The organism is Leptospira saintgironsiae (assembly GCF_002811765.1).
Lineage (GTDB): Bacteria > Spirochaetota > Leptospiria > Leptospirales > Leptospiraceae > Leptospira_B > Leptospira_B saintgironsiae.
The window spans coordinates 276911-297440 of the sequence record NZ_NPDR01000005.1 but is presented as its reverse complement, the minus strand read 5'-3'; the positions used below and the strand labels follow the sequence as shown (position 1 = coordinate 297440).

The 20530-nt window shown below is 37.1% G+C and carries 33 protein-coding genes; 23 read left to right on the top strand and 10 right to left on the bottom strand.

Annotated features, from left to right (window positions below):
- Positions 1-188: 188 nt before the first annotated feature.
- From CH362_RS13610 to CH362_RS13590, 5 genes are all read left to right on the top strand, one after another.
- On the top strand, positions 189-434 hold the full coding sequence (locus tag CH362_RS13610) for a DUF4160 domain-containing protein (protein ID WP_004503550.1): 246 nt from the start codon (positions 189-191) through the stop codon (positions 432-434).
- Complete coding sequence (locus CH362_RS13605; protein ID WP_100710878.1) at positions 415-681, top strand: DUF2442 domain-containing protein; 267 nt, start codon at positions 415-417, stop codon at positions 679-681. Before CH362_RS13610 ends, CH362_RS13605 begins: the two co-directional genes overlap by 20 nt.
- A gap of 293 nt (positions 682-974) precedes the next feature.
- Positions 975-1190, top strand: a complete 216-nt coding sequence (locus CH362_RS13600; RefSeq protein WP_024864045.1) for a DUF2191 domain-containing protein — start codon at positions 975-977, stop codon at positions 1188-1190.
- Positions 1187-1582: a PIN domain-containing protein gene (locus CH362_RS13595; RefSeq protein ID WP_100710877.1), complete on the top strand. Its 396-nt coding sequence runs from the start codon at positions 1187-1189 to the stop codon at positions 1580-1582. Before CH362_RS13600 ends, CH362_RS13595 begins: the two co-directional genes overlap by 4 nt.
- A gap of 150 nt (positions 1583-1732) precedes the next feature.
- Positions 1733-2473 carry a hypothetical protein gene (locus tag CH362_RS13590; protein WP_100710876.1) on the top strand — a complete coding sequence of 247 codons (741 nt, stop codon included), beginning with the start codon at positions 1733-1735 and terminating at the stop codon, positions 2471-2473.
- 205 nt (positions 2474-2678) lie between these two features.
- Here the strand turns inward: CH362_RS13590 and CH362_RS13585 are convergent, their stop codons facing one another.
- On the bottom strand, positions 2679-3089 hold the full coding sequence (locus CH362_RS13585; RefSeq protein ID WP_100710875.1) for a type II toxin-antitoxin system VapC family toxin: 411 nt from the start codon (positions 3087-3089) through the stop codon (positions 2679-2681).
- Positions 3086-3328: an AbrB/MazE/SpoVT family DNA-binding domain-containing protein gene (locus CH362_RS13580; RefSeq protein ID WP_100710874.1), complete on the bottom strand. Its 243-nt coding sequence runs from the start codon at positions 3326-3328 to the stop codon at positions 3086-3088. Before CH362_RS13580 ends, CH362_RS13585 begins: the two co-directional genes overlap by 4 nt.
- 478 nt (positions 3329-3806) lie before the next feature.
- On the opposite strand from CH362_RS13580, the gene CH362_RS13575 reads away from it, so the two are divergent.
- The 8 genes from CH362_RS13575 to CH362_RS13545 all read left to right on the top strand — a co-directional run bounded on the left by CH362_RS13575 (position 3807) and on the right by CH362_RS13545 (position 8740).
- Positions 3807-4109, top strand: a complete 303-nt coding sequence (locus CH362_RS13575) for an RNA recognition motif domain-containing protein (RefSeq protein WP_100710873.1) — start codon at positions 3807-3809, stop codon at positions 4107-4109.
- A 237-nt stretch (positions 4110-4346) separates the two neighbouring features.
- Positions 4347-4502 (top strand): hypothetical protein, encoded by a 156-nt coding sequence (locus CH362_RS19275; RefSeq protein ID WP_165780268.1) that lies wholly within the window; start codon positions 4347-4349, stop codon positions 4500-4502.
- A 286-nt stretch (positions 4503-4788) separates the two neighbouring features.
- Positions 4789-5712, top strand: coding sequence for a CsgG/HfaB family protein (locus CH362_RS13570; protein WP_100710872.1), 924 nt, complete (start codon positions 4789-4791; stop codon positions 5710-5712).
- A gap of 116 nt (positions 5713-5828) precedes the next feature.
- On the top strand, positions 5829-6341 hold the full coding sequence (locus CH362_RS13565) for a hypothetical protein (RefSeq protein ID WP_100710871.1): 513 nt from the start codon (positions 5829-5831) through the stop codon (positions 6339-6341).
- 185 nt (positions 6342-6526) lie between these two features.
- Entirely contained in the window at positions 6527-7012 is a 486-nt protein-coding gene (locus CH362_RS13560) for a VOC family protein (protein ID WP_100710870.1), read from the top strand.
- Between the two features lie 60 nt (positions 7013-7072).
- A complete protein-coding gene (locus tag CH362_RS13555; RefSeq protein WP_100710869.1) occupies positions 7073-7438 on the top strand; it encodes a DUF7079 family protein in 366 nt (121 codons plus the stop codon).
- Positions 7439-7679: 241 nt separating this feature from the next.
- Positions 7680-7985: an RNA recognition motif domain-containing protein gene (locus tag CH362_RS13550; RefSeq protein ID WP_100710868.1), complete on the top strand. Its 306-nt coding sequence runs from the start codon at positions 7680-7682 to the stop codon at positions 7983-7985.
- A gap of 197 nt (positions 7986-8182) precedes the next feature.
- Positions 8183-8740, top strand: coding sequence for a dihydrofolate reductase family protein (locus tag CH362_RS13545; protein WP_100710867.1), 558 nt, complete (start codon positions 8183-8185; stop codon positions 8738-8740).
- Between the two features lie 63 nt (positions 8741-8803).
- Here CH362_RS13545 and CH362_RS13540 read toward each other — a convergent pair whose 3' ends face one another.
- Together CH362_RS13540 and CH362_RS13535 are read right to left on the bottom strand one after the other, a co-directional pair.
- Positions 8804-9568 carry a hypothetical protein gene (locus CH362_RS13540; protein ID WP_100710898.1) on the bottom strand — a complete coding sequence of 255 codons (765 nt, stop codon included), beginning with the start codon at positions 9566-9568 and terminating at the stop codon, positions 8804-8806.
- 13 nt (positions 9569-9581) lie between these two features.
- Positions 9582-10136, bottom strand: a complete 555-nt coding sequence (locus tag CH362_RS13535) for a methyltransferase family protein (protein WP_244280587.1) — start codon at positions 10134-10136, stop codon at positions 9582-9584.
- A 407-nt stretch (positions 10137-10543) separates the two neighbouring features.
- Between CH362_RS13535 and CH362_RS13530 the strand changes: the two genes are divergently transcribed.
- A complete protein-coding gene (locus CH362_RS13530) occupies positions 10544-10960 on the top strand; it encodes a MarR family winged helix-turn-helix transcriptional regulator (RefSeq protein ID WP_100710866.1) in 417 nt (138 codons plus the stop codon).
- 191 nt (positions 10961-11151) lie between these two features.
- Here the strand turns inward: CH362_RS13530 and CH362_RS13520 are convergent, their stop codons facing one another.
- Positions 11152-11748 (bottom strand): dihydrofolate reductase family protein, encoded by a 597-nt coding sequence (locus CH362_RS13520; protein ID WP_100710864.1) that lies wholly within the window; start codon positions 11746-11748, stop codon positions 11152-11154.
- Positions 11749-11883: 135 nt separating this feature from the next.
- On the opposite strand from CH362_RS13520, the gene CH362_RS13515 reads away from it, so the two are divergent.
- Positions 11884-12264 carry a VOC family protein gene (locus tag CH362_RS13515; protein WP_100710863.1) on the top strand — a complete coding sequence of 127 codons (381 nt, stop codon included), beginning with the start codon at positions 11884-11886 and terminating at the stop codon, positions 12262-12264.
- Between the two features lie 94 nt (positions 12265-12358).
- Here CH362_RS13515 and CH362_RS13510 read toward each other — a convergent pair whose 3' ends face one another.
- On the bottom strand, positions 12359-12775 hold the full coding sequence (locus CH362_RS13510; RefSeq protein WP_100710862.1) for an SRPBCC family protein: 417 nt from the start codon (positions 12773-12775) through the stop codon (positions 12359-12361).
- A gap of 110 nt (positions 12776-12885) precedes the next feature.
- On the opposite strand from CH362_RS13510, the gene CH362_RS13505 reads away from it, so the two are divergent.
- Both CH362_RS13505 and CH362_RS13500 read left to right on the top strand, forming a co-directional pair.
- Positions 12886-13248, top strand: a complete 363-nt coding sequence (locus tag CH362_RS13505) for an MmcQ/YjbR family DNA-binding protein (protein ID WP_100710861.1) — start codon at positions 12886-12888, stop codon at positions 13246-13248.
- 9 nt (positions 13249-13257) lie between these two features.
- Positions 13258-13647, top strand: a complete 390-nt coding sequence (locus CH362_RS13500; RefSeq protein ID WP_100710860.1) for a DUF1801 domain-containing protein — start codon at positions 13258-13260, stop codon at positions 13645-13647.
- A 39-nt stretch (positions 13648-13686) separates the two neighbouring features.
- On the opposite strand, the gene CH362_RS13495 is transcribed toward CH362_RS13500, so the two are convergent.
- The 3 genes from CH362_RS13495 to CH362_RS13485 all read right to left on the bottom strand — a co-directional run bounded on the left by CH362_RS13495 (position 13687) and on the right by CH362_RS13485 (position 14946).
- On the bottom strand, positions 13687-14154 hold the full coding sequence (locus CH362_RS13495; RefSeq protein WP_100710896.1) for an SRPBCC family protein: 468 nt from the start codon (positions 14152-14154) through the stop codon (positions 13687-13689).
- A 62-nt stretch (positions 14155-14216) separates the two neighbouring features.
- Entirely contained in the window at positions 14217-14678 is a 462-nt protein-coding gene (locus tag CH362_RS13490) for an SRPBCC family protein (protein ID WP_100710859.1), read from the bottom strand.
- A complete protein-coding gene (locus tag CH362_RS13485; RefSeq protein ID WP_244280584.1) occupies positions 14641-14946 on the bottom strand; it encodes an ArsR/SmtB family transcription factor in 306 nt (101 codons plus the stop codon). The genes CH362_RS13490 and CH362_RS13485 overlap by 38 nt, the downstream gene beginning before the upstream one ends.
- Positions 14947-15206: 260 nt before the next feature.
- On the opposite strand from CH362_RS13485, the gene CH362_RS13480 reads away from it, so the two are divergent.
- The 5 genes from CH362_RS13480 to CH362_RS13460 all read left to right on the top strand — a co-directional run bounded on the left by CH362_RS13480 (position 15207) and on the right by CH362_RS13460 (position 18537).
- A complete protein-coding gene (locus tag CH362_RS13480; protein ID WP_100710857.1) occupies positions 15207-15620 on the top strand; it encodes a hypothetical protein in 414 nt (137 codons plus the stop codon).
- A 124-nt stretch (positions 15621-15744) separates the two neighbouring features.
- A complete protein-coding gene (locus CH362_RS13475; RefSeq protein ID WP_100710856.1) occupies positions 15745-16899 on the top strand; it encodes a hypothetical protein in 1155 nt (384 codons plus the stop codon).
- Between the two features lie 20 nt (positions 16900-16919).
- Positions 16920-17306, top strand: coding sequence for an iron chaperone (locus CH362_RS13470; protein WP_100710855.1), 387 nt, complete (start codon positions 16920-16922; stop codon positions 17304-17306).
- A 144-nt stretch (positions 17307-17450) separates the two neighbouring features.
- Positions 17451-17855: a DoxX family protein gene (locus CH362_RS13465; RefSeq protein WP_100710854.1), complete on the top strand. Its 405-nt coding sequence runs from the start codon at positions 17451-17453 to the stop codon at positions 17853-17855.
- 46 nt (positions 17856-17901) lie between these two features.
- Positions 17902-18537, top strand: coding sequence for a hypothetical protein (locus tag CH362_RS13460; RefSeq protein ID WP_244280583.1), 636 nt, complete (start codon positions 17902-17904; stop codon positions 18535-18537).
- A gap of 4 nt (positions 18538-18541) precedes the next feature.
- Here the strand turns inward: CH362_RS13460 and CH362_RS13455 are convergent, their stop codons facing one another.
- Positions 18542-18772: a helix-turn-helix domain-containing protein gene (locus CH362_RS13455; RefSeq protein ID WP_100710853.1), complete on the bottom strand. Its 231-nt coding sequence runs from the start codon at positions 18770-18772 to the stop codon at positions 18542-18544.
- Positions 18773-18968: 196 nt separating this feature from the next.
- Here CH362_RS13455 and CH362_RS13450 point away from each other — a divergent pair, with 196 nt between their 5' ends.
- On the top strand, positions 18969-20522 hold the full coding sequence (locus CH362_RS13450; protein ID WP_100710852.1) for an NAD(P)/FAD-dependent oxidoreductase: 1554 nt from the start codon (positions 18969-18971) through the stop codon (positions 20520-20522).
- The last annotated feature ends 8 nt before the right edge of the window (positions 20523-20530 follow it).

Here is a 20530-nt window from a genome sequence, read left to right as displayed (position 1 = left end):
ATTTGCTTCAGTCACTTCGTTTGCAAAGCAAACTCGCGCCATCGCAAACGTCGGAACACCTTGGTCGTTAGGCGACATGAAGCGCCCAATATTTTTCTTTCTCAAACAATTTAGGAAAGCCCTAGTTCACTAAACATATAAATAGTTTCTTTCTTGCTCAAAAGTTATATAATGTGTAGATTGGTTGAATGCCTAAGGTTTTCGAGAGAAATGGATTTAAATTCTTCTTTTTTGCGAATGAGGGAAATCCGAGAGAACCAGTTCACATTCATGTAAGAAAGGGAGAGAAATTAGCTAAATTCTGGTTAAAGCCAAATGTTTTATTGGATGATAATTACGGATTCAGTTCAAAAGAGTTAAATTGGATTGAAGAAGAGATTGAAAAGAATTTAGATATAATTCAAGGTAAATGGAATGATTTCTTCGGTATCTGAAGCAAAGGCCCAAAAGATTTGGTTTGATGAAGATAATCTTTGGATATCTCTATATGATGGCAGAACTTTATCAGTCCCTCTCGCATACTTTCCTAGATTAAGAAAAGCTAGTAAAGAGCAACTTCAAAAGTTTGAAATTAGCGGGGGAGGGATAGGGCTTCATTGGGATGATATCGATGAAGATATTAGTGTCCCTGGCTTACTTCTCGGTAATGGTGATCTTACCCAACATAATAAGATTGCATAAATTCCTCTTATCCAGGCGCTTCACGATCGCCTAACTATCGGTGCTTCCGCTACGCTTCGAGCTTGCTTACGCAACTCTCGCTCGGGCTACGCCACATTTGCTTCTGTCACTCGTCTTGCGTAGCAAGCCTCGCGCCATTGCAAACGTCGGAACACCTTGGTCGTTAGCCGAACATGCTTGCCCGAAATTTTGATTCATATGAGAATTAAGTAATAGGAAAGTGCGGATTCATTATTTTGAAAATTTCTTATTAAAAGCTTGAAAATACGAACTGTCATCGTATATTGTATCGTATGAAAGTGACTGCGATATTACCAGACGATTTAATTGCTGAGGTCCAAAAGTATTCTGGAGGTAAGAACATAACTGATTCCCTTCAGAAGGCACTCTCAGAGTGGTTAAAACAGGCTAAAATAAGGAATTTGAATGCTAAGCTACATAAATCACCACTTTCGTTCCAGGAAGGCTTTTCTGGGGAAAATATTCGTAATCTGAATCGTAACAGATGATTCTTGTAGATACGTCTGTTTGGATTGAATTCTTTCGGGGAAATGACCCTTATTTCAGTGACCTCAAAGAACTAATAGAATCATCGGAAGTGATAGTTCATGAAGTTGTCTTTGGTGAGTTACTCCAAGGATGTAAAAATAAGAACGAAGTATCTTTTATTTTAGAATATTGGGAAAATCTAAATACCTTAACTTCAGACGGTAGCTTTTTGTCTGCAGGCAAGCTTTCATTTGAAAACAAGCATATTGATAAAGGGATTGGATTAATTGATTCAGTTCTTATTAATGAAGTTAGAAGTAAAAAACTTCAGCTTTGGACATTAGATAAAAAGATTCTCAAAGTATTAGATAAGAAAGAAATCTATTCAAGTAAGGGCAAGCACGCCGGCTAACTATCGGTGCTTCCGCTACGCTTCGAGATTGCTTCGCAACTCTCGCTCGGGCTTCGCCACATTTGCTTCAGTCACTTCGTTTGCATTGGCAAACTCGTGCCATCGCAAACGTCGGAACACCTTGGTCGTTAGACGACAGTCTCAAAAAATATGCCTTCGAAAATCAAAATAAATGACGACTTATGGATTTTCACAAAGAATAATAAATTTGTAATTGGTAGTAAACGGTTCCCACAAGATGTTCATTTGACATTCAATTATGGGGGACATTCTGGTATATTTGATCTTCATTTTAAAAATGAAAGAAGAGGAATATATGCCTCCATTGCATTATTAGATAGTAAGATATCCGATGAAATTTTGACAATAGTAGCTTATAAGGTCAAAGAATTTTTGACATCACAATTTGAAGAGATAAGTTTAAATGAATTTAGAAATAAGTATAGATATTTTGTTGAAGATGATAATACCTGGGAATTTTCCGAAAAAGAGAAACGAGATATAGAATCGATATTTGAAATTAAAACAAATAATAGAGAAATAAGATTAAAGATTCCAAAGCGTTTAGATCGTTCAAAATTATTGAAACTTGATAAGTTAATGCACACTCGTGTTAAGAAAACTAAAAGACAAAATATTTTAGATAAATCTCAAGGGCGTGTAATCGATAAATTTGGCCGTTTATCATTCTTTATGATATTGGACGGAAAAGTCCTAGTTGGAAAAGAGAGCATTTTTGAAGATGAAAATAGATTATTCAGTGAAATTCTTGGGAAAGAACTATTTGATAAACTCAAGCAGAAATTTATTGAATGTTTAAATCACGTTTCAAATGAAGAAGTAAGGGAAAATTTATTTAAGCCAATCATTATTGGCATACAATCGAACTAAACTTGAGACCGTCGTCTAACTATCGGTGCTTCCGCTGCGCTTCGAGATTGCTTACGCAACTCTCGCTCGGGCTTCGCCACATTTGCTTCTGTCACTCGTCTTGCATAGCAAGCCTCGCGCCATTGCAAACGTCGGAACACCTTGGTCGTTAGTTGCCATTCTAGCTGAGTATTTCTTCAATTCAAAAAAACAGAAGACTTAGGCATCAGATATGATGAGGATCCAGATTTAACTTCTTCAAAGATTTACTAAATTCTTGATCAAAGGTTACTATTTTGGCTTCTAATGTTCTGCTGGCAGCAGCTAAAACTGCATCACCGTAATCTTTAATATGCTTAGGCCATAAGGAAAGTATAGTTTCCGGATAATAAGCTGGTTCAAAGGAAACGCCTGGATTTGCTATAAGATCCTGAATAATTTGATTAATCTCTTTTTGTTCAACAGAATAAATACTCTTAAAAACAAAGACGATCTCGGAAATGTTATGGGATGTGAGTATGATTTCATATTCTAATCGAGAGATTCGTTCCCAAAAGGAAACCATTTTTTCATGTTGTTCTTGGTTTCTCTTATTCAGAAACGAAATGTAACAATTAGTATCTAAAATGAGTTTCATTTAGAATATCTTTTAGCTCTTTCTTCCCAGGCTTTCTTAATATCCGATTTAGTATCAGTAGATCCTTTATTGAGAAACCCCTTATATTTAAGGAATGGCTTATTGGCAGATTCTATATGAATCCCTTGTTCATCAATTGACCACTCGATCACATCTTCCATGGAGAGCTTTAGGGAATCCCTGATTTCTTTAGGAATTGTGATTTGGTATTTTGAAGTTATTTTAGACCTAAGCTTCATATCCTTACAATAATAGAAAAAGTAAGGAATTGTCAAGATAAAAAGCCAGAACGGTAACTAACTATCGGTGCTTCCGCAGCGCTTCGAGCTTGCTTACGCAACTCTCGCTTGGCCTTCGGCACATTTGCATCTGTCACTTCGTTTGCAAAGCAAGTCTCGCGCCAAGTGCTTACGCACCCGCAAAACGTCGATAACCCTTGGTCGTTAGGCGTAATGCGGATAATATTCGATATTGATATATGAAACATTACAATAAATCGCAAAACTTACTATATTGAAAAGGGATAAGACGGTTTATGATCGCGATCCATTTTCCTTAAGTGCTATCTAAATGTTTCTTGTAGGAGATTGATTCTAAGAACTTAATGACATTAAAGCTCTCTACTCGTTCTGTTTTAACTGCATAGCCCGTACTGATCTAAATTAAATTATCATACGGAACTTTCATGGGGATCCGTATAGAACGAGGATAAAATTCATGTCATCCAAATTATTCGTAGGTGGTCTTAGCTGGTCAACCACCGATTTAACCTTACGCCAATTGTTTGAGACTCATGGCGCTATTCAGGAAGCAAATATAGTAATAGATCGTGAGACCGGAAGATCAAGAGGGTTCGGCTTTGTTACTTTTGCTGATCAATATTCAGCGAAAACAGCGATTTCAGCACTCAATGGGAAAGATTTAGACGGACGCAATATCGTAGTCTCAGTTGCCGAAGATAAAGCAAGATCTGACCGTAATAGGAATGGTAATCGGAAGTTTCAGCAAGATCGCTGGTAGACGATCTACATTTGCAATTTAAATAGGTAAATCCTCTTGTGTTATCGTATCTCAGCGCATTTTCAATTATGCTCGAGATATCAACGCAAGAGGATTAATCGAAAAAGGTTTGGCTTCCTTTCTCGCTTTGGCGATTACATCTTAAAAGGAGTCTTTCATAACCTTCATACTTTCTTCTTTAAAGCCCTATATGACCCCTAGAGCAAAAAGTCGATTTTTATTTAATAGGAGAGCTATATGGCCCAAAAAGGTAACTTGTCCTTTGTAAAAAGACAACGCGAAATAAAAAAGAAGGAAATCAGGCAAGAAAAGCTTGAGAAACGCAAGATCCGTAATGAAGAAAAGAAAAGTAATAACTCAGAGCAGGATCTTTCACTAGAAAAAGAAGAATAAACATGCAATTTACTTTAATTCTTTCTTCATCCCTCAGCCGGTAAGTAAGTTTGTAGTTTCATAGACTTCTTGCTATTCTTTGAAACATACGCCTAATTTCTATCCACACTGCGTCTAACTATCGGTGCTTCCACTCCGCTCGGAGATCGCTTTGCGACTCACTTCTTAGGCTGCACCGCATTCGCGCCAGTCACTTTGTTTGGAGGGCAAACTCGTGCCGTTGCGAACATCAGAACACCTTGGTCGTTAGTCGCAATCGTCAAAAATAAAAAGGAAAAGATAAATTATGAAAGTGAAAGTTATATTATTCTCAATTCTTACTATTTTTTCATGTGTTTCATCAGTTCATAAAGAGAATTTGAATTATCAATATCTAGATGAAATAGATAAGGCCGCTAAGGAACTTAAAGAACAACTTCTTTTAAATTATAAGCCAAAGGATAGGAGAGCACTAGCTATTGCATCATTTGCTAGGAACGATTTAGTTAAGCCTCTTGCAAAGTATATTTTAGTTACCCCAAAACTTGGAATTTATTTAGCAAATGCATTGCAAAATGAAATGTTTAAGCCCGATCATTTTGACTTGGTAGAAAGACAAAGAATTGATGGAATATTAGATGAGATCTTGTATGGGAAAATTGGTTTGGCTGATGCATCAACGATCGAAACAATAAAATTATCAGGCGCAGATTTGCTTTTACTTGGAACTATTCAAAAGAGAAATAATACGATAAGATTTGATGCAAGAATCGTAAATATCTCTGACGGAAAAATTGCGTCTGTAGGAACAGCTATAATTCCTACAAGCGAATATATTCTCAAATTATATGAAGAGCACCCTGAAAGTAAAAAAGACTTTAGTGGTATAGTAACTGCGAGAGATGGGTGGCAGGTCTTAAATGTCCTGATAGAATCAAATACGTCGGTAAAAGTTGAGGCACAAGGTTATTGGTCTATGACTGATAATCAACTTCAATTGGATTCAAGAGGTTCTTCTGTAAATCCTTCGCAATGGGGAGATTTCCGGATATTTTCAAATTTGAATCACGGACAATTGGTATGTAGATTGAATACTAACAGAGAACTAATCTTTTCGACGGGCGAATTTGAGTTTCAAATGGGTGGATATCCAGAATGCAGAATTAACGATACTGCTCTAAATAATAATTCGGGCTATATTACAGTCACAATAAAGCACGGAATACAATAAAGTCGCCTTTTAAATTGATAACTAAGCAAAACTATCGGCTCTTCCGCAGCGCTTCGAGCTGCTTTCGCACTCTCGCTTTCAATTTATTTAATAGCAATGATCACATACGAGGAAGAATGAAAAAATCAGCCATAGCAATAATAGGCGTATTAACATTACAGTGTCTATCTTATGGGAAAGTTAAAGTTTTTAAAGATGACTTTAAAAATCAGACTACCTTTAGCTTAGACATGTATGTTTACACAAATCCTATACCAAGAGGAGGTAAAACGCTATTTGCGACATTGACGAAAACAGTTGCTGAAGGCTCAGAACCTGTTATTAAGTGTTATCTTTTTTCCAGATTCACGGATCATGATCAACCATTGGGTTCTTCTGCTTTTTTTAAACTAGATGATAAGAAAATCAAAATTGAACTTCAAAATTCCAAAAATAGTATAGAGGGCTATAGATTCTCATCGTGGAATTCATATTCTGCCGAAATTATTCTCACAAAGGAATTACAGAATAATTTACTAAACGCCAATAGCTTTTCGATTCGCTTTTATTCAGGTGAATTTCCGTATGATGCTGACTTTTCTTCAAGTGATTTATTAGCTATTAAGGATTTAATAAAAGGTAAGTTATAAAAGCGTTACTTTACCTAACTATTTCTGCTTTGCCTCATCGACTAATGCAAATCCCCTCAGACTACATTTTAATCTGGATGGATTTTTCGTTTCATACAAAGAAAAACCAATGAAAAATTGTTTCCAGTTTTAGTGATTCACTTTATAAATCGAAGAACAAATTAAATAATATATGTTGGGGAAATATGATACAACAAAAAATCACACCTTGTTTGTGGGTAGAAAAGGATGCAAAATCTGTAGCTGAATACTACCTATCAATATTTAAAGATGGTAAATTGAAAGATTATCGTTTATTTACCAAAATGCCGAAAGACGGTAACCCTGATTCTGATGATTTATCCGGCGAATTTGAAACAGCTGTAATGGACTTAGCAGGTGTTGAATTTAGTATCTTAGCGGCAGGACCATTATTTAAATTTAATGAAGCAATCTCTCTTGTTATTAATTGCAAAGACCAAGCAGAAGTAGATTACTATTGGGATGCCTTAACAACTAACGGCGGTGAAGAAGGACCTTGTGGTTGGTGTAAAGATAAGTACGGGTTATCTTGGCAAGTGGTTCCAACTGAATATTTTGACCTTATTCATAATAGCGACCCGGTAATAAGCAGAAAAGCAATGATGAACACCTTCAAACAGAAAAAACTAATAATTTCTGAGTTAAAGTAAAATGGAAGGGTGAGCGGCGAGGAGATTGCTTAATTGGCCGCCATTTTTTAAGAAATCAGCATGGGCTTAACAAATCGATCAGCGGTATGGATTGCGATTTCGGAACTGTATCTTGACACTGAACTTGAGGAATCGGATTACGCTCGTATTGCATCGATCATCTTTGAAAACAAATTCAGTATTGCCCAGGCAAAAAGAATTGATAGGGACGAAGTGTTTCCAATTCTTCAATGGAATTTGTTCAGTGCTGCCGGGGTCTGGAGCGGCTTTGATGAGAAGTGGCTGGTAGATAGGATTTCTCATTCCATCCAGAACAAATCTCGTTTGAAACAGCTCCTCTTGGGCATCTTCTATTTTGCATTTTCATGGATGCATGTAAATTCCTGGCAGCGGTTAGCACAAGCTTACGAACATGTTACCAAATGAGGCATTTTCCGTGCCGCTCGAACTTGCTAGGGCGGTCCTCTCGCCAATGCAAAAAATATCGATAGATTAGCGCTTTTACTTTTAAACTCGCACTAAAAAGGTTCTTGTCTGCATTTGCCTATAATAATTTAATGGCATTAGTGCTCTTTACTCGTTCTGTTTTAATCGCATAGCCCGTAACGACCTAATTTACTATCATACAGATTATTTAATATCTCAGTATGGAACGAGGATAATATTTATGTCATCCAAACTATTTGTTGGTGGACTCAGCTGGTCAACAACTGACCAAACTCTACGTCAAGTCTTTGAAGCCCATGGCGCTATTCAAGAAGCGAATATCGTGGTTGATCGCGAAACCGGAAGATCCAGAGGATTTGGCTTTGTTACTTTTGCGGATCAAGATTCTGCCAAAGCAGCTATTTCAGAACTTAATGGTAAAGAAGTAGATGGTCGAAACATCACAGTTTCGATTGCTGAAGAAAGATCAAGATCTGACCGCAATAGCAGAAATAACGATAGAAAGTTCCAACGCGATCGTTGGTAAACTTTTTATACTACTAATTTAGATAGTTCTCTTGCACTATATATGTAAGCTGCAAGAGACTAACTAAAAAGAACTTACTTTTTTTCACATAACCAATCGATTTCCCAGCGGGAGTTCTCTCGCTGTCTTCACATTTTTCTTTAAAAATCTATCTCTTATTTTATCTACACTAAGCCTAGCTATTTATAAATAGACCTATGAGAAAAGTTATTTTTGCGATTAACATTAGTACGGATGGATGTTGCGGCCACATGGATATGGTTCCAGACGAAGGCCTGCACAAATATTTCACAGATCTACTTCGCACAGCAGATGTAATCCTGTACGGGCGGGTCACATACCAACTAATGGTGCCTTATTGGCCAGAAATCGCAAAAGGCCAATCTGCATCAGAGATAACGAATGAATTTGCTCAAGTGTTCACCTCACTTGAGAAGATCTTATTCTCTTCTACATTGAAACATGTTGATGATATGAATTCTCGACTAGCACGTGAAAGTCTTGCAGATGAAGTAAATGTTTTGAAGAAACAGTCTGCAAAGGATATTTTCGTGGGTAGCTTGAGTCTTGGTTCTCAACTCTCTGAGCTTAATTTAATTGATGAATATCGTTTCGTAGTTCATCCAGTAATTGTTGGAAAAGGCCCTCGATTATTCGAAACAATCAAACTACAAGAAAGGCTTCTACTGGATTTTGTAAGTTCGGAAACTTTTCAATCCGGCATCACTGCTCTTCACTATAAAAGAAAAAACTAATACGTAATTCTTCTCTTCGAAGTCAGCGCTGTTTCTCCATGCGTGATACAGCGCTACTTACAATTACCATTCCTGATTTGTACTATCCCAATTTCGAGGAGCTAGCCAAAGTGCTTCAGCGATTGCCATCAAACTTTTCGAATCAGATTTAAAAATAGCAGTCATAACTTTGAAGGCTCTTGACATCTTCTGTAAACGCCAACTCATTACTATATAGTTTTCTCCAGTCTTCGGACGTTCTATAATTTTACCGCATATTTTGCTCAGTACAATTAGCTGTGGCTCACCTAATACAGCTGAAAACCCACCGGGGCAGTCCAAAGCTCCCCAGATCACCGCATCTCTTACAATTCCATTCTCCGATTCAACTGTTTCGTCTGGTAGCCAATGCCCTACCATGAGATTTTCAAATCCAATTTGTTTGGGAGCAGGGCCAACAAATATCCGCATCCCATCGTTCACTTCTCTTTTAGGACCGCATACGAAGCATGTAGGAAATGGATGAGTTGTAAACCCTGGATAAAAGGCAGATATCTTTTTTGCATCCTCGAGATCAGGAACTGTTGGCAATTTATAATCCGGAAAATCTTCTACTGAGATTGATTTGAGAGTTGCGAGTATTTTCTTTGAATCGTCATAGATTGCACCTTGTTGTCCTTTTTTAGATTCCAGAATAATGGATGTCTCAACAGGAGTTGGGCTTAGTAAACGTATTTCAGCGGCGTTCGTTCCTACAGCTTCCACCAAAATACCCGCAGTAAAACCGCCATTGCCTGTTTTTGGTGGACCACAGAATCTTTGAGACAATATCATATTATCAACTTTCATAGTTTTCTCCAATTTAATCTTTTTTAATATTTCGATTGAGTGTAAAGAAGGGCAGAAGCATAGGAACTGATCGCTTATAATTCAGATACTTCTCCCCAAATGTTCGTATTAAATCTCTTTCTTCAAAGAATGTCCCAATGATAATATAAAGAGTCATGCCTATGGAGAGAAGAAGATGGCCTGCATTCATAAGCGGTGTGCCCCATAGAACTAAAACTATTCCGAGCATCATGGGATGACGCACTAACTTATAAAGTGAAGGTGTAGCGAATTCTGTAGTATGGGCTTCCGTTTTTCTAAGAAAATTCCATGCTTGCTTTAACCCAAAAAGTTCAAAGTGATCTATCAAAAAAGTAGAAACAACAGCTAAGATAAATCCTATTAAGAAAATCGAATAGGTCACATATATCCCAAAATTGGTTTTAATATTCCAAATCTCGGAATAGATAGGCTGCCATAGGCATGAGAGTACAATCAGAGTAATGCTAGTTATAAAAACGTAAAGACTCCTCTCAATTGACGGAGGTACTATTCGTTTACAATATTTTTTGAAACCGGCTCTGGCCATGATACTATGAGGAAGGCCAAACAATACTATTAAGGCTATGTCTATACAAATCGATCCTATTAGTCCTGTTTGGAATTCAAATGTGAAGGTCTCTATAAATTGAGTGATATCAAGCAAACGGAAGACAAAAACGATCATACTAAAAAGGTAGATCGTGTAGGAAATCATAGCGAATATCAGATAAATGATTCGTTTAAGTATATTATTTGTAGTCAAGGGTGCTCCCAAAAATGCTTGGTATTCAAAGCTTTTTAAAAATTCTCAATTCAGGTAGAAAATTGGAAATCCCTGCTGTAAATAATAAATCACAGAAATTCTTTTGTTAGGAATAATATTGCTTGGTATCCAAAGTAATTTTTGGTATGTATAAAACTGTCTATTAAGAAGGCAGGGAGAACAGAAGAAGAATGAAACAAGATCGGTTGTTAGTCCTAGTCACTGCATTGCGAGATCAAATTTTAGATGAGGTGAAAAAGGATTATTTGCGTTTTGGATTAACGAATATAACTCCTGCGATGGGTGCTGTTCTTTGCGCACTTAAAAATGAGCACCCTCAATCTATGAAAGAAATTGCTAAGCAGATTTTTAGAGATCAGTCTAGCGTTACTCCATTGGTACAGAAACTGGTTGATTTAAATCTTGCTATTCAGGAACGTTCATCCCTTGATGCAAGAGAGTCCCAGGTCCGACTCACTACGTCGGGCAAAAATACACGTTTGAAAATAATTCGAGCCGGAAGAAAGATGAATGCTCGCTTATATCGAGGCATGTCGGCTGTGGATCGAAAACATCTTATTTCATTATTAGCCCAATTAAAAAAGTAAGCAAGTCTTGGTCTTTATAAACTGAATGCAGAATAAAATATCGCTTCCTATAATTTTAAATGAAGTTAATCTCTTATTCTCTAAAAATTGTAATATAGAAATCGAAAACTATCAGATAGAAAAAGAAAGTTCTGATTATAATGCTACATTCTTTGAGAATAACAAAATGAATATGGATGATAGTGAGCGCCTTAGAAATTCCCTGTTTTAATATCACCTTCACGTTTGTAATTCGCAATAATGACTCCATTTGGAGAGATTTGGCTTTCAGTCACCTTGAACATCGCAGGAATTGTGCCTTCTACAAATAACCGTTTTCCACTTCCTAACGTTAGTGGATATATCTTTAGCCAAAATTCGTCAACGAAGTCATGCTTCATCAATGTCTGAACTAGATTAGCGCTTCCGTAAACGTGTAAATCTGGTCCTTCTTCTTTTTTAAGGTTGCCGATTTTTTCCACAATGTCTCCGTTTAAAAATACGGAAGGCCTCCATTCGCTAGTCGTCCTGGTATTTGATGCAACATACTTTGTTGCCGACATGACACTCGGCCAAAAGTCAGAATGTTTGGGCCAATATGGTTCCCAAATATCAAATGTTTTGCGGCCTAATAGTAGATCGAAGGGAAGGTTCATCTGCTTCTGCATAACTGTTCCCATAAGATCATCAAAAATTGGAGCTTGCCATCCGCTATATTTAAAGTCGCCACTAGTATCTTCTTCTTCGCCACCTGGGCCTTGTATGACTCCATCAAGAGTGAGAAATTCGAGTACAATAATTTTTCTCATGGCAATATTCCTTATAAGGTCTGTTTCAGCACAACAATTTGGAGCAAAAATTTCATATACGTCAATAGCATTTAGTTAGCTATTTTAAACCATCTTGTGTAGCATCGGAAAAACTATAGTAGTTTGGAGGCATCTATGAAACGAGTTACAGGTATTGGCGGGATCTTTTTCAGTGCTAAAGACCCTGCTAAATTAGGTTCCTGGTATAAAACTCATCTTGGAATAGATGTCCAGTCTTGGGGTGGCGCGGCATTTCGTTGGGTTGACGCTTCTGGCAATCCTGTAAACGGAACAACTGCTTGGTCAGTTGGAGATGGATCTTATTTCGCACCTAGCACATCTACTTTTATGGTCAATTATCGAGTGGAAGATCTTCATGGATTATTGAAAGTACTTCGTGAAGAAGGTTGTCAAGTTATGGAGAAGGTAGAAGAATCTGAGTATGGAATATTTGGCTGGGTTATTGATCCGGAAGGAAACAAAGTTGAACTCTGGCAACCACCAGCGGGCCAATAATTATATTATTACAAAGTGGCAGCAGATATTTGAAATAATTCCTGCTGCCTTTACGGAGTAAGAGTATTTATCTCTTTCGAACAAAGGCTAAATATTAATTGGCCTCTGTATACTTCTTGTAGTTATCAAGTATCGCCTGCCAGCCACCTCTTTGCATTTCAACTGGGTTCGTTGATTCAGGGTCAAAGATTACTGTTACAATTGTTTCGTTATCTTTATTCTCAAAGTTAACTGTTGCCTTTCTACCATCTCCCATTGTATATGCCAAATTTTTCTGATCAACGACTGTATCGTAAATAGCTCCAAACTCGAAGCCGAAACTTCCATCCTTAGCTTCCATTCTCGCGCTGTACATACCACCAGGTCTCAGATCATTTTTTGCCCAAGGGCATTGCCAATCGTCAGTGGCAAAATTCCAATGAATAATATGTTTTGGATCAGTGTAGTATTCCCAGGCTTTTTTAATATCTGCTGCAATTGTAGCTTGAATATTGATTTGTTTTGAGTCCATTTTAGGGAATTTAACAGACTATTCTTCATAGGAAAGCTTTTTCGGTATTATTTAATGTCGTTTTAAAGAAAAATTGAGAATCGAATATTTATACTATAACTAAAAACATAATGATATCCTTAGACAAAATAAGAAAACTTGCATTGGCACTTCCAGAAGCAAAGGAAGAACCTCATTTCGAAAAAATTTCATTCAGAGTGAGAAAGAAAATTTTTGCGACAGTGGATCAAGAGAATAAGAAGATCGTTCTTAAATTTGATACAAATGACCAGGACTTCTTCTCCGCGGCATCTAAGGGTTCTGTTTATCCGATAGAAAATAAATGGGGTCAGCAGGGCTGGACCTGCGTTGAAATGAAATCAACTGATTTAGTTTTGTTTAAAGATATGTTAGTTGTTTCTTATTGTGGTGTTGCTCCAAAAAAACTTGTAGAAGCACTTCAACAAAATTCAAAATCTCGTAAAAAACTATAATATAAGCGAATGAATAAAGAAGTCCAAAAATATAATAACTCACAGACAAAAATTGAAAAGGAGATTTGTGATATTCTATTCCAAGAAATTAATCTTCATCTTCCTAAAGCGGAAAATAAAATCTGGCATGCCCATCCAGTCTGGTTCTTGGATGGGAACCCTGTTGTAGGTTATAGCAAACTTAAAAATTGTATTCGATTGCTCTTTTGGAGCGGGCAATCTTTTGATGAACTAGGTTTAGAACCGGAAGGAACATTTAAAGCTGCTGAGGTCCGTTATACAAGCGCAGATCAAATTAACAAAAAAGATCTAAAACGTTGGGTGAATAAATCTAAGAAAATACAGTGGGATTATAAAAATATCGTAAAACGAAAAGGTGTTCTGGAAAGATTAAAGTAATTTTGCAAAAGCAGCGCAGGCGTCCCCGCGCAAAAATTTTTAATTAAAGTCATCAATCTTAATATCATCCGGTGCTGGTTTACCAGTACCAGTTTCAATCAAATCTCTTAGACTAAGTAAGAAAACTGCCCATTTCATACTACAATGTGCAGTAAAATCACTTTCTATTTTCCAATCTTGATGCCTAAAATAGATAAGTGTCAATGCTGCTCCGTCAGGCGCGGTTCCCGGATTTAATTTAAAATCGATATGAGAACCGATCCAATCTTCCGGTCCTGCTGCACATTCCCAACGAACATGTTGTGATGAAAGTTCTTTCACTTTCATATCGATTCCCGCTATTCCGAAATCAAAATGGATAGGTTCTCCTACACCAGAGGTCCCACCTGTAAAGGGACCTTCTACTTGTCTAGTCCACCATCCTGAAAGTCCCGCCTTAGTCGTCAGCGCTTTGATGACGTCTGCAGTTCCTGCGCGAACGCCTATCTTATGATAGATTCCGTTCATCTTATTCTCCTTACGTTGTTGTTTCTTTTGTTTTCCGGCGTATTGCCGATAAAAGTACCGGATTATACTTTCCCGATCTGCCATTTCTCAAGGCTATCGAGTATATGAGTCCATCCTGCTTTATGAGAAGTGATTGCATCTTCTCCTATTAAACGTTCATGTATTAACGTTATGAGTGTTTGTGTTTTCTTATTTGGATTTAAAGATCCTTCTTCCAATGGATCGAAAGTAACTGTGACTAATGTATCCAAACCTCCGGTCGCATGTGATCTCCAAGTAAATACCAATTTTTTTGGTTCATCGATTATCTGATATTCCCCTTCATGAGGAAGTATTTTGCCTTCATGTAACATATTGATCTTGAAGCGACCACCAGGGCGCGGATCTAATAAGGCTGATTCGATCCCGATTGAATTCCCAGGTAAAAACCAGCTAGAAAATTCTTCTGCTTTTAACCAGGCTCGAAACAATCGAATCGGTTCTGCATTAATTCTTTTTTCTACTTTTACGACTTGGTTTATCATGGTCTTGCTCCTCTATAAAGGATTCGAGTCTATCTAATTTGTTGGTCCAGAATTCCTGATGATATGCAAGCCATGCAGAAGCTTCCGTAAGAGATTGATTTTGCAGCTCTAATCGAAAGCTGCGGCCATCTTCAACATCCCTCACTTTACGAACTAAACCAGCCGATGTGAGCACATCTATATGTTTAGCAACTCCTGCAAATGACATGGAAAAGGGTTCTGCCAATTCTGAAATGGTGAGAGGCCTTTTTCTCAATTTGGCAAGCATCTGCCTTCTTGAGCTATCTGCAAGAGCCGCGAATACTCGATCTAGCCTTTGTTCATTTTTATGAAATACAACCATTTAGTTGAATAAATTCAATAAAATTTTCCTTTGTCAAATATTAAACCAATTAGTTTAATAAATTTTTAGGGTTTTCTGAGACGAGATAAAGGGCGGAATATAGAGAATAGGCTCATAATTTTGCACTTGCATTGTTTACATAAGCCCTTTAAATCATTTATTTTTGATTGGTGAGCTACTATATTATGAATCCTTATGTTAGAAATACCTTATCTGTGATTGCTGGGCTTCTTATTGGAAGTATAGTGAATATGGGACTTATTACAATCAGCGGGAGTATCATTCCTCCTCCGGAAGGCGCCGATGTAACTACTGTAGAAGGCCTAAAAGCATCCATGCACCTGTTCCAGCCTAAACATTTTGTCTTTCCTTTTTTAGCTCATGCTCTTGGTACATTTGTGGGAGCGCTGTTAGCTGCATTGATTGCTGCGAATCATAAACTTAAATTTTCTTTAGTTATTGGAGCCTTCTTCTTGGCGGGTGGAATTGCGAATGTTCTGATGCTTCCTTCTCCAGTTTGGTTCAATGTTCTGGATTTGGTAGGAGCGTATATCCCAACAAGTTATCTTGCCGGGATATTGATCATTAAGAAAAATTAAATTATAAGAATACACTCATTGTATTCGGTATTTAACGTAAGCTTGTTTTAATGTAACTCGAGCTTATAGTAATCGTTCAGCTTTTATATCCCTTTCCGCTATTAAAATATAAGGTTTATATACTATGAAAATTTCATTAAAAGATATTGATGATATATTCTTGGCTCTGATAGAATTAGATTCTGATAAGCAGGACTATCATCTTTCTATGAAAGAGTATGTGGCTTGTTCTGATAAAGAGCAATTGATGTATACTTTGATCGGCAAAAAGAGTGAAAGTTGGCAATCTTTTAAATCGGATTTAGTATCTTATCTTTCTAGATTAGGTTTTGAATGGAAACCTTCTCAAGGTCAAGGTGGACCAATGCGGCTCACTAAGGTTTATTTGCCGAGTGCGATTGGTACTTTATTAGCTAAGAAAATATTCGATACAGTAAGTGAAGGAGAACTTACCGAAGCTTTATCTACAATATTACCTAATATGGTCAAATATTTAAAGAATGATCCCTCCATATTGAATTTGTCCGGTGTACGAGATGGGTTTAAAGATTTCGTATCTAATAATAGCACTTACAAATTTAAAAGGGGAAAAGGAAATTACTTTTATAAAACCAAAAATGAATTCGCTTATTATGGGCCTGACGGTAAGCAAGATGAATTAGGTCTTGGCAATCTAATTCTTGAAAAATTAGAAAAATGCCTTTCCATTGAAATCAGACATTCGCAGTTCGAAAGAGGAGGTGGGAAACTCCAGAATTATGATTTTGTTGGATATAAAATCCTTTCGGATATTAACTTTGATAATTTAGAGATATATACGTTTGAATTAAAGGCTTCTAATACGATTGATTCAATTACGAAAGCTATTAGTCAGGCGATTAATTATAAGGCATTTTCAAACTATGCCTATATTGTTATCCCTATGTTTGATTATGAGTTGTTTCATGATAAGGACAGATTTGAAACCTTTAAGCAACTCTGCCATGAAAATGAGATAGGGATCATTACGATAGAATTCAACGAAAGTAGTCAGATAAAGGAGGTTTACGAAGTTACTTCTATTGCTAAACGCGAACTTCATGAAAAAGCGATCATTTTCGAAATTCTTGAGAATGAAGATTTAGAAGCTTGTCCTCTTTGTAAGCGTATCGTTTCTCGGAAAGATAGAGGCAATTGCTCTTGGTTGTTGAATATTAACAATGATAGCAAATGTATGAAGGACTTAATAGACAATTCGGTCTCTAAAATAACCTTAAATACATTAGGTTTCTTGCAATAATAATTAACTTAGATTCATTTATGGATAAGACAAAAAACACATTCAAATCGATTGACGAATACATCAAAATTTTTCCGAAAGAGGTCCAATCCATTCTTCAGGAGCTCCGAAAAGTCATCCAAGAAGAAGCTCCGGAAGCAATTGAAAAGATCAGTTATCAGATCCCGACTTTCTATCTGAACGGAAATCTGGTACATTTTGCTGCTTATAAAAATCATATTGGCTTTTATCCTGGAGCAAGTGGTATCGCAAAATTCCAGAAAGAAATTGATAAATACAAAAATGCAAAGGGTTCAGTTCAATTTCCGATCGATCAACCTTTACCTTTTGGTTTGGTTCGTAAGATCGTAAAATTCAGAGTTGGCGAATTTAAGAAGAAGGTCCCTAAAAAAACGAAAAGGAAATAATTTCCAAGAATTCTTAGTAGAGAGTAGTCGTCTTTGCGACACGCATATGTTTATTACAAAATTGAATTCAAAATTTCTGTAATAGTTCTTGAACTTTTCTGCTGAAGATCTCAAAATTGCCCTCTCATTTGGAGGGACTATAGAATGGGATCTGAAAACGTTTCGAAAGGGCAGCTCTGGACCGGTCGAGTACTCAGCGGGTTGGTTGTACTTTTTCTGCTTTTTGATGGAGTATTAAAATTTTTCTTAGATAAAATGCCGCCTGAGGCTCAGGCAGAAGGAGCTAAACTAGGGTACCCACCTGAAGTAATGCCTTACTTGGGAACGGTCTTGATCGTAAGTACCTTGTTATACGCATTTCCTAGAACTGCAGTTTTGGGAGCAACTTTACTCACAGGTTATTTGGGTGGAGCTGTTGCTACTCATGTTCGTGTTTTAAATCCTTTAGGCTCTCATATTCTATTTCCAATTTATTTGGGAATTATTCTATGGGCAGGTTTATATCTCAGATTTCCTAAATTGAGAGAAATCACTCCTTTACAGAAATAAATTGGGAAGTCACGATGTAGATAATCCAAAAAGGAAAATTCACATCGTGACCTTTCTTCCGATTTTGAAGTATAAATTTTTAATATTCTATTTTCTATTTCTATGTATTGGTTGTGGTACAACGGTACAAGTTGTACAAGATCCTTTTAGAGATGTCACCGTCGTCAAAATGGATATGGATCATGAAGCGAAGGTGGACAATCCAAATAAAAATGTATATTCTTATGGCGGTCAATACGCCAAAGAAATTAAGAATGGAGTGATCTCTCAAATTACTCTGATCATCAGACTCCAAGGTTCAGAAACTCTTGCTTCTTTAGGCCCGGAAGCTTATATAAAAATTGATCGCAAATCTACGAAGTTACTTCTATTCGATTCGAATTATTCTACGAATCAGGTGACTGTTCGAACTCAAGTTCCTGCAAATATGGGGCCAGGAATTGGTTTTGGATATGGCTATAGTGCTGTTCCTACAACAAGCACCAGGACTTCTACCTTAGTATCTAATATTCTTTCTGGCAGATTGATATTTACAAAAGAAATGGAGACTGATATTCTTTCTGCGAAATCACTTCAGTATAGATTGTATAGTGCAAATGACGCGATTGATCTATTCGTTTCTGATTCTCAGCTTGAGATGATTCAAAAGTTTATTAAGAATAGAGGAGAGGTGCAAAAATAAGTTTTTATTTTTGGGAGAATTCGGAGAAAAAATACACCGCAGGTTTTTCGTATAATTGATATAACTTTAAGAATATCTCAACTTCTAAAGATATACTTCCTGATTCTACTTTAGAAATGAAACTTTGGCTGGTCCCGATCTGGTGAGCGACTTCTGATTGAGTGAATCCTGCTTCGATCCTTGCCTGTTTCAGGGACTTTAAGAATTTTTTCTTTTGTCGGTCCGTTATTTTCAAGGATCTACCTGGTTTACCAACTTAGTGATAAATCTAGGATTTTTGCGATTCTAATTTTGATCTTCCCCCGGAATCTTCATTTTCGATATAAAAGCCTTTCTATTTATTCCAATCCTTTCTTAAAATTCCTTGCATCAATCTTCCTTTCTTTTTTAACTCCAATACATACAAATCCTAAAACTTTTGGTCCTGAACTATGACCCAAGAATTAGAACTTAGGCTTTTGCCTGAGATCGCCGAACAATCGGATCGTCTCACAGAATATATTTCCAAATCCAAAAAGATCTCTTTATCGGATATAACTCATATTGAGGTCTTAAATCATTCTATTGATGCAAGACAAAAGACTGTTTTCGTCAATCTCAAAGTCCGAGTTTATATTAACGAAAACTTTGTAGCAGAAGAGATCCATCTACCCGATTATCCAAACGTAAAAAATTCTAAAGAAGTGATTGTAATCGGAGCGGGACCTGCCGGCTTATTCTCCGCATTAGAACTCATCCAATCCGGTTTGAAACCTATCGTTTTGGAAAGAGGAAAGGACGTTAAATCAAGACCTAAGGACCTTCAGAATATCAACGCGCATCATATCGTAGATGAGGATTCTAATTATTGTTTTGGGGAAGGTGGAGCAGGCACTTACTCCGATGGTAAGCTTTATACAAGATCCAAAAAAAGAGGAAACGTCCGTCGCATTTTGGAATTACTTGTAGGTTTTGGAGCAAATCCTAATATTCTAATAGAGGCTCATCCTCATATAGGGACAAATAAACTTCCTAGTATTGTTCGTAGAATGAGAGAAACCATCCAGGAAAGAGGTGGAGAAGTCCATTTCAACCAAAGAGTAACCGATCTGATCTTAGAAGGTAATTCGATCAAAGGTGTTGTTACTAAGAATGGTGATCGTTTTCTTTCCGACAAAGTGATATTGGCTACAGGACATTCGGCCAGAGATATATTCGAATTATTATATCATAAAGGAATTGAGATCCATTTAAAACCACTCGCAGTAGGTGTTAGAGTAGAACATAAACAATCTTTAATAGACTCTATACAGTATAGCTGCGCCGACAGAGGACCTTTTCTTCCTCCTTCTCCTTATAGCGTTGTAAAACAGATCGATGGAAGGGGAGTGTATTCTTTTTGTATGTGTCCTGGAGGAGTGATTGCTGCATGTGCCACAAAACCTGGAGAGGTTGTGACGAATGGTTGGTCTTCTTCCAAAAGAGCAAGGCCTACCGCAAATTCTGGGATCGTGGTGGAACTAAGGCAAGAGGACTTTCTACCTTTCCAAAAGTTTGGGCCATTGGCTGCGATGGAATTCCAAAGAGAGATTGAACAAAAAGCTTGGATCGCTGGTGGGAAAACCCAAACAGCTCCTGCGACCAGACTGGTTGATTTTGTAGAAGGTAAAATTTCTTCTGATCTTCCTAAAACTTCTTATCCTCCAGGAATTATATCTGCGGATCTTTCTTCCGTTCTTCCTAAATTTATAATGAATGCATTACAAAATGGATTCAAAGAATTTAATAAATCTATGAAAGGATATCTGACTAACGAAGCGGTGGTTCATGCTCCTGAGACTAGGACTTCTTCACCAGTCAGTATACCAAGGGATCCGGAAACTCTCGAACATATTCGTATCAAAGGTTTATATCCTTGCGGAGAAGGAGCCGGATATGCGGGTGGGATTGTATCCGCGGCTATGGACGGGATCAGATGTGCACAAGCTTGTGCAGTAAGCGTTTAGAATATTCT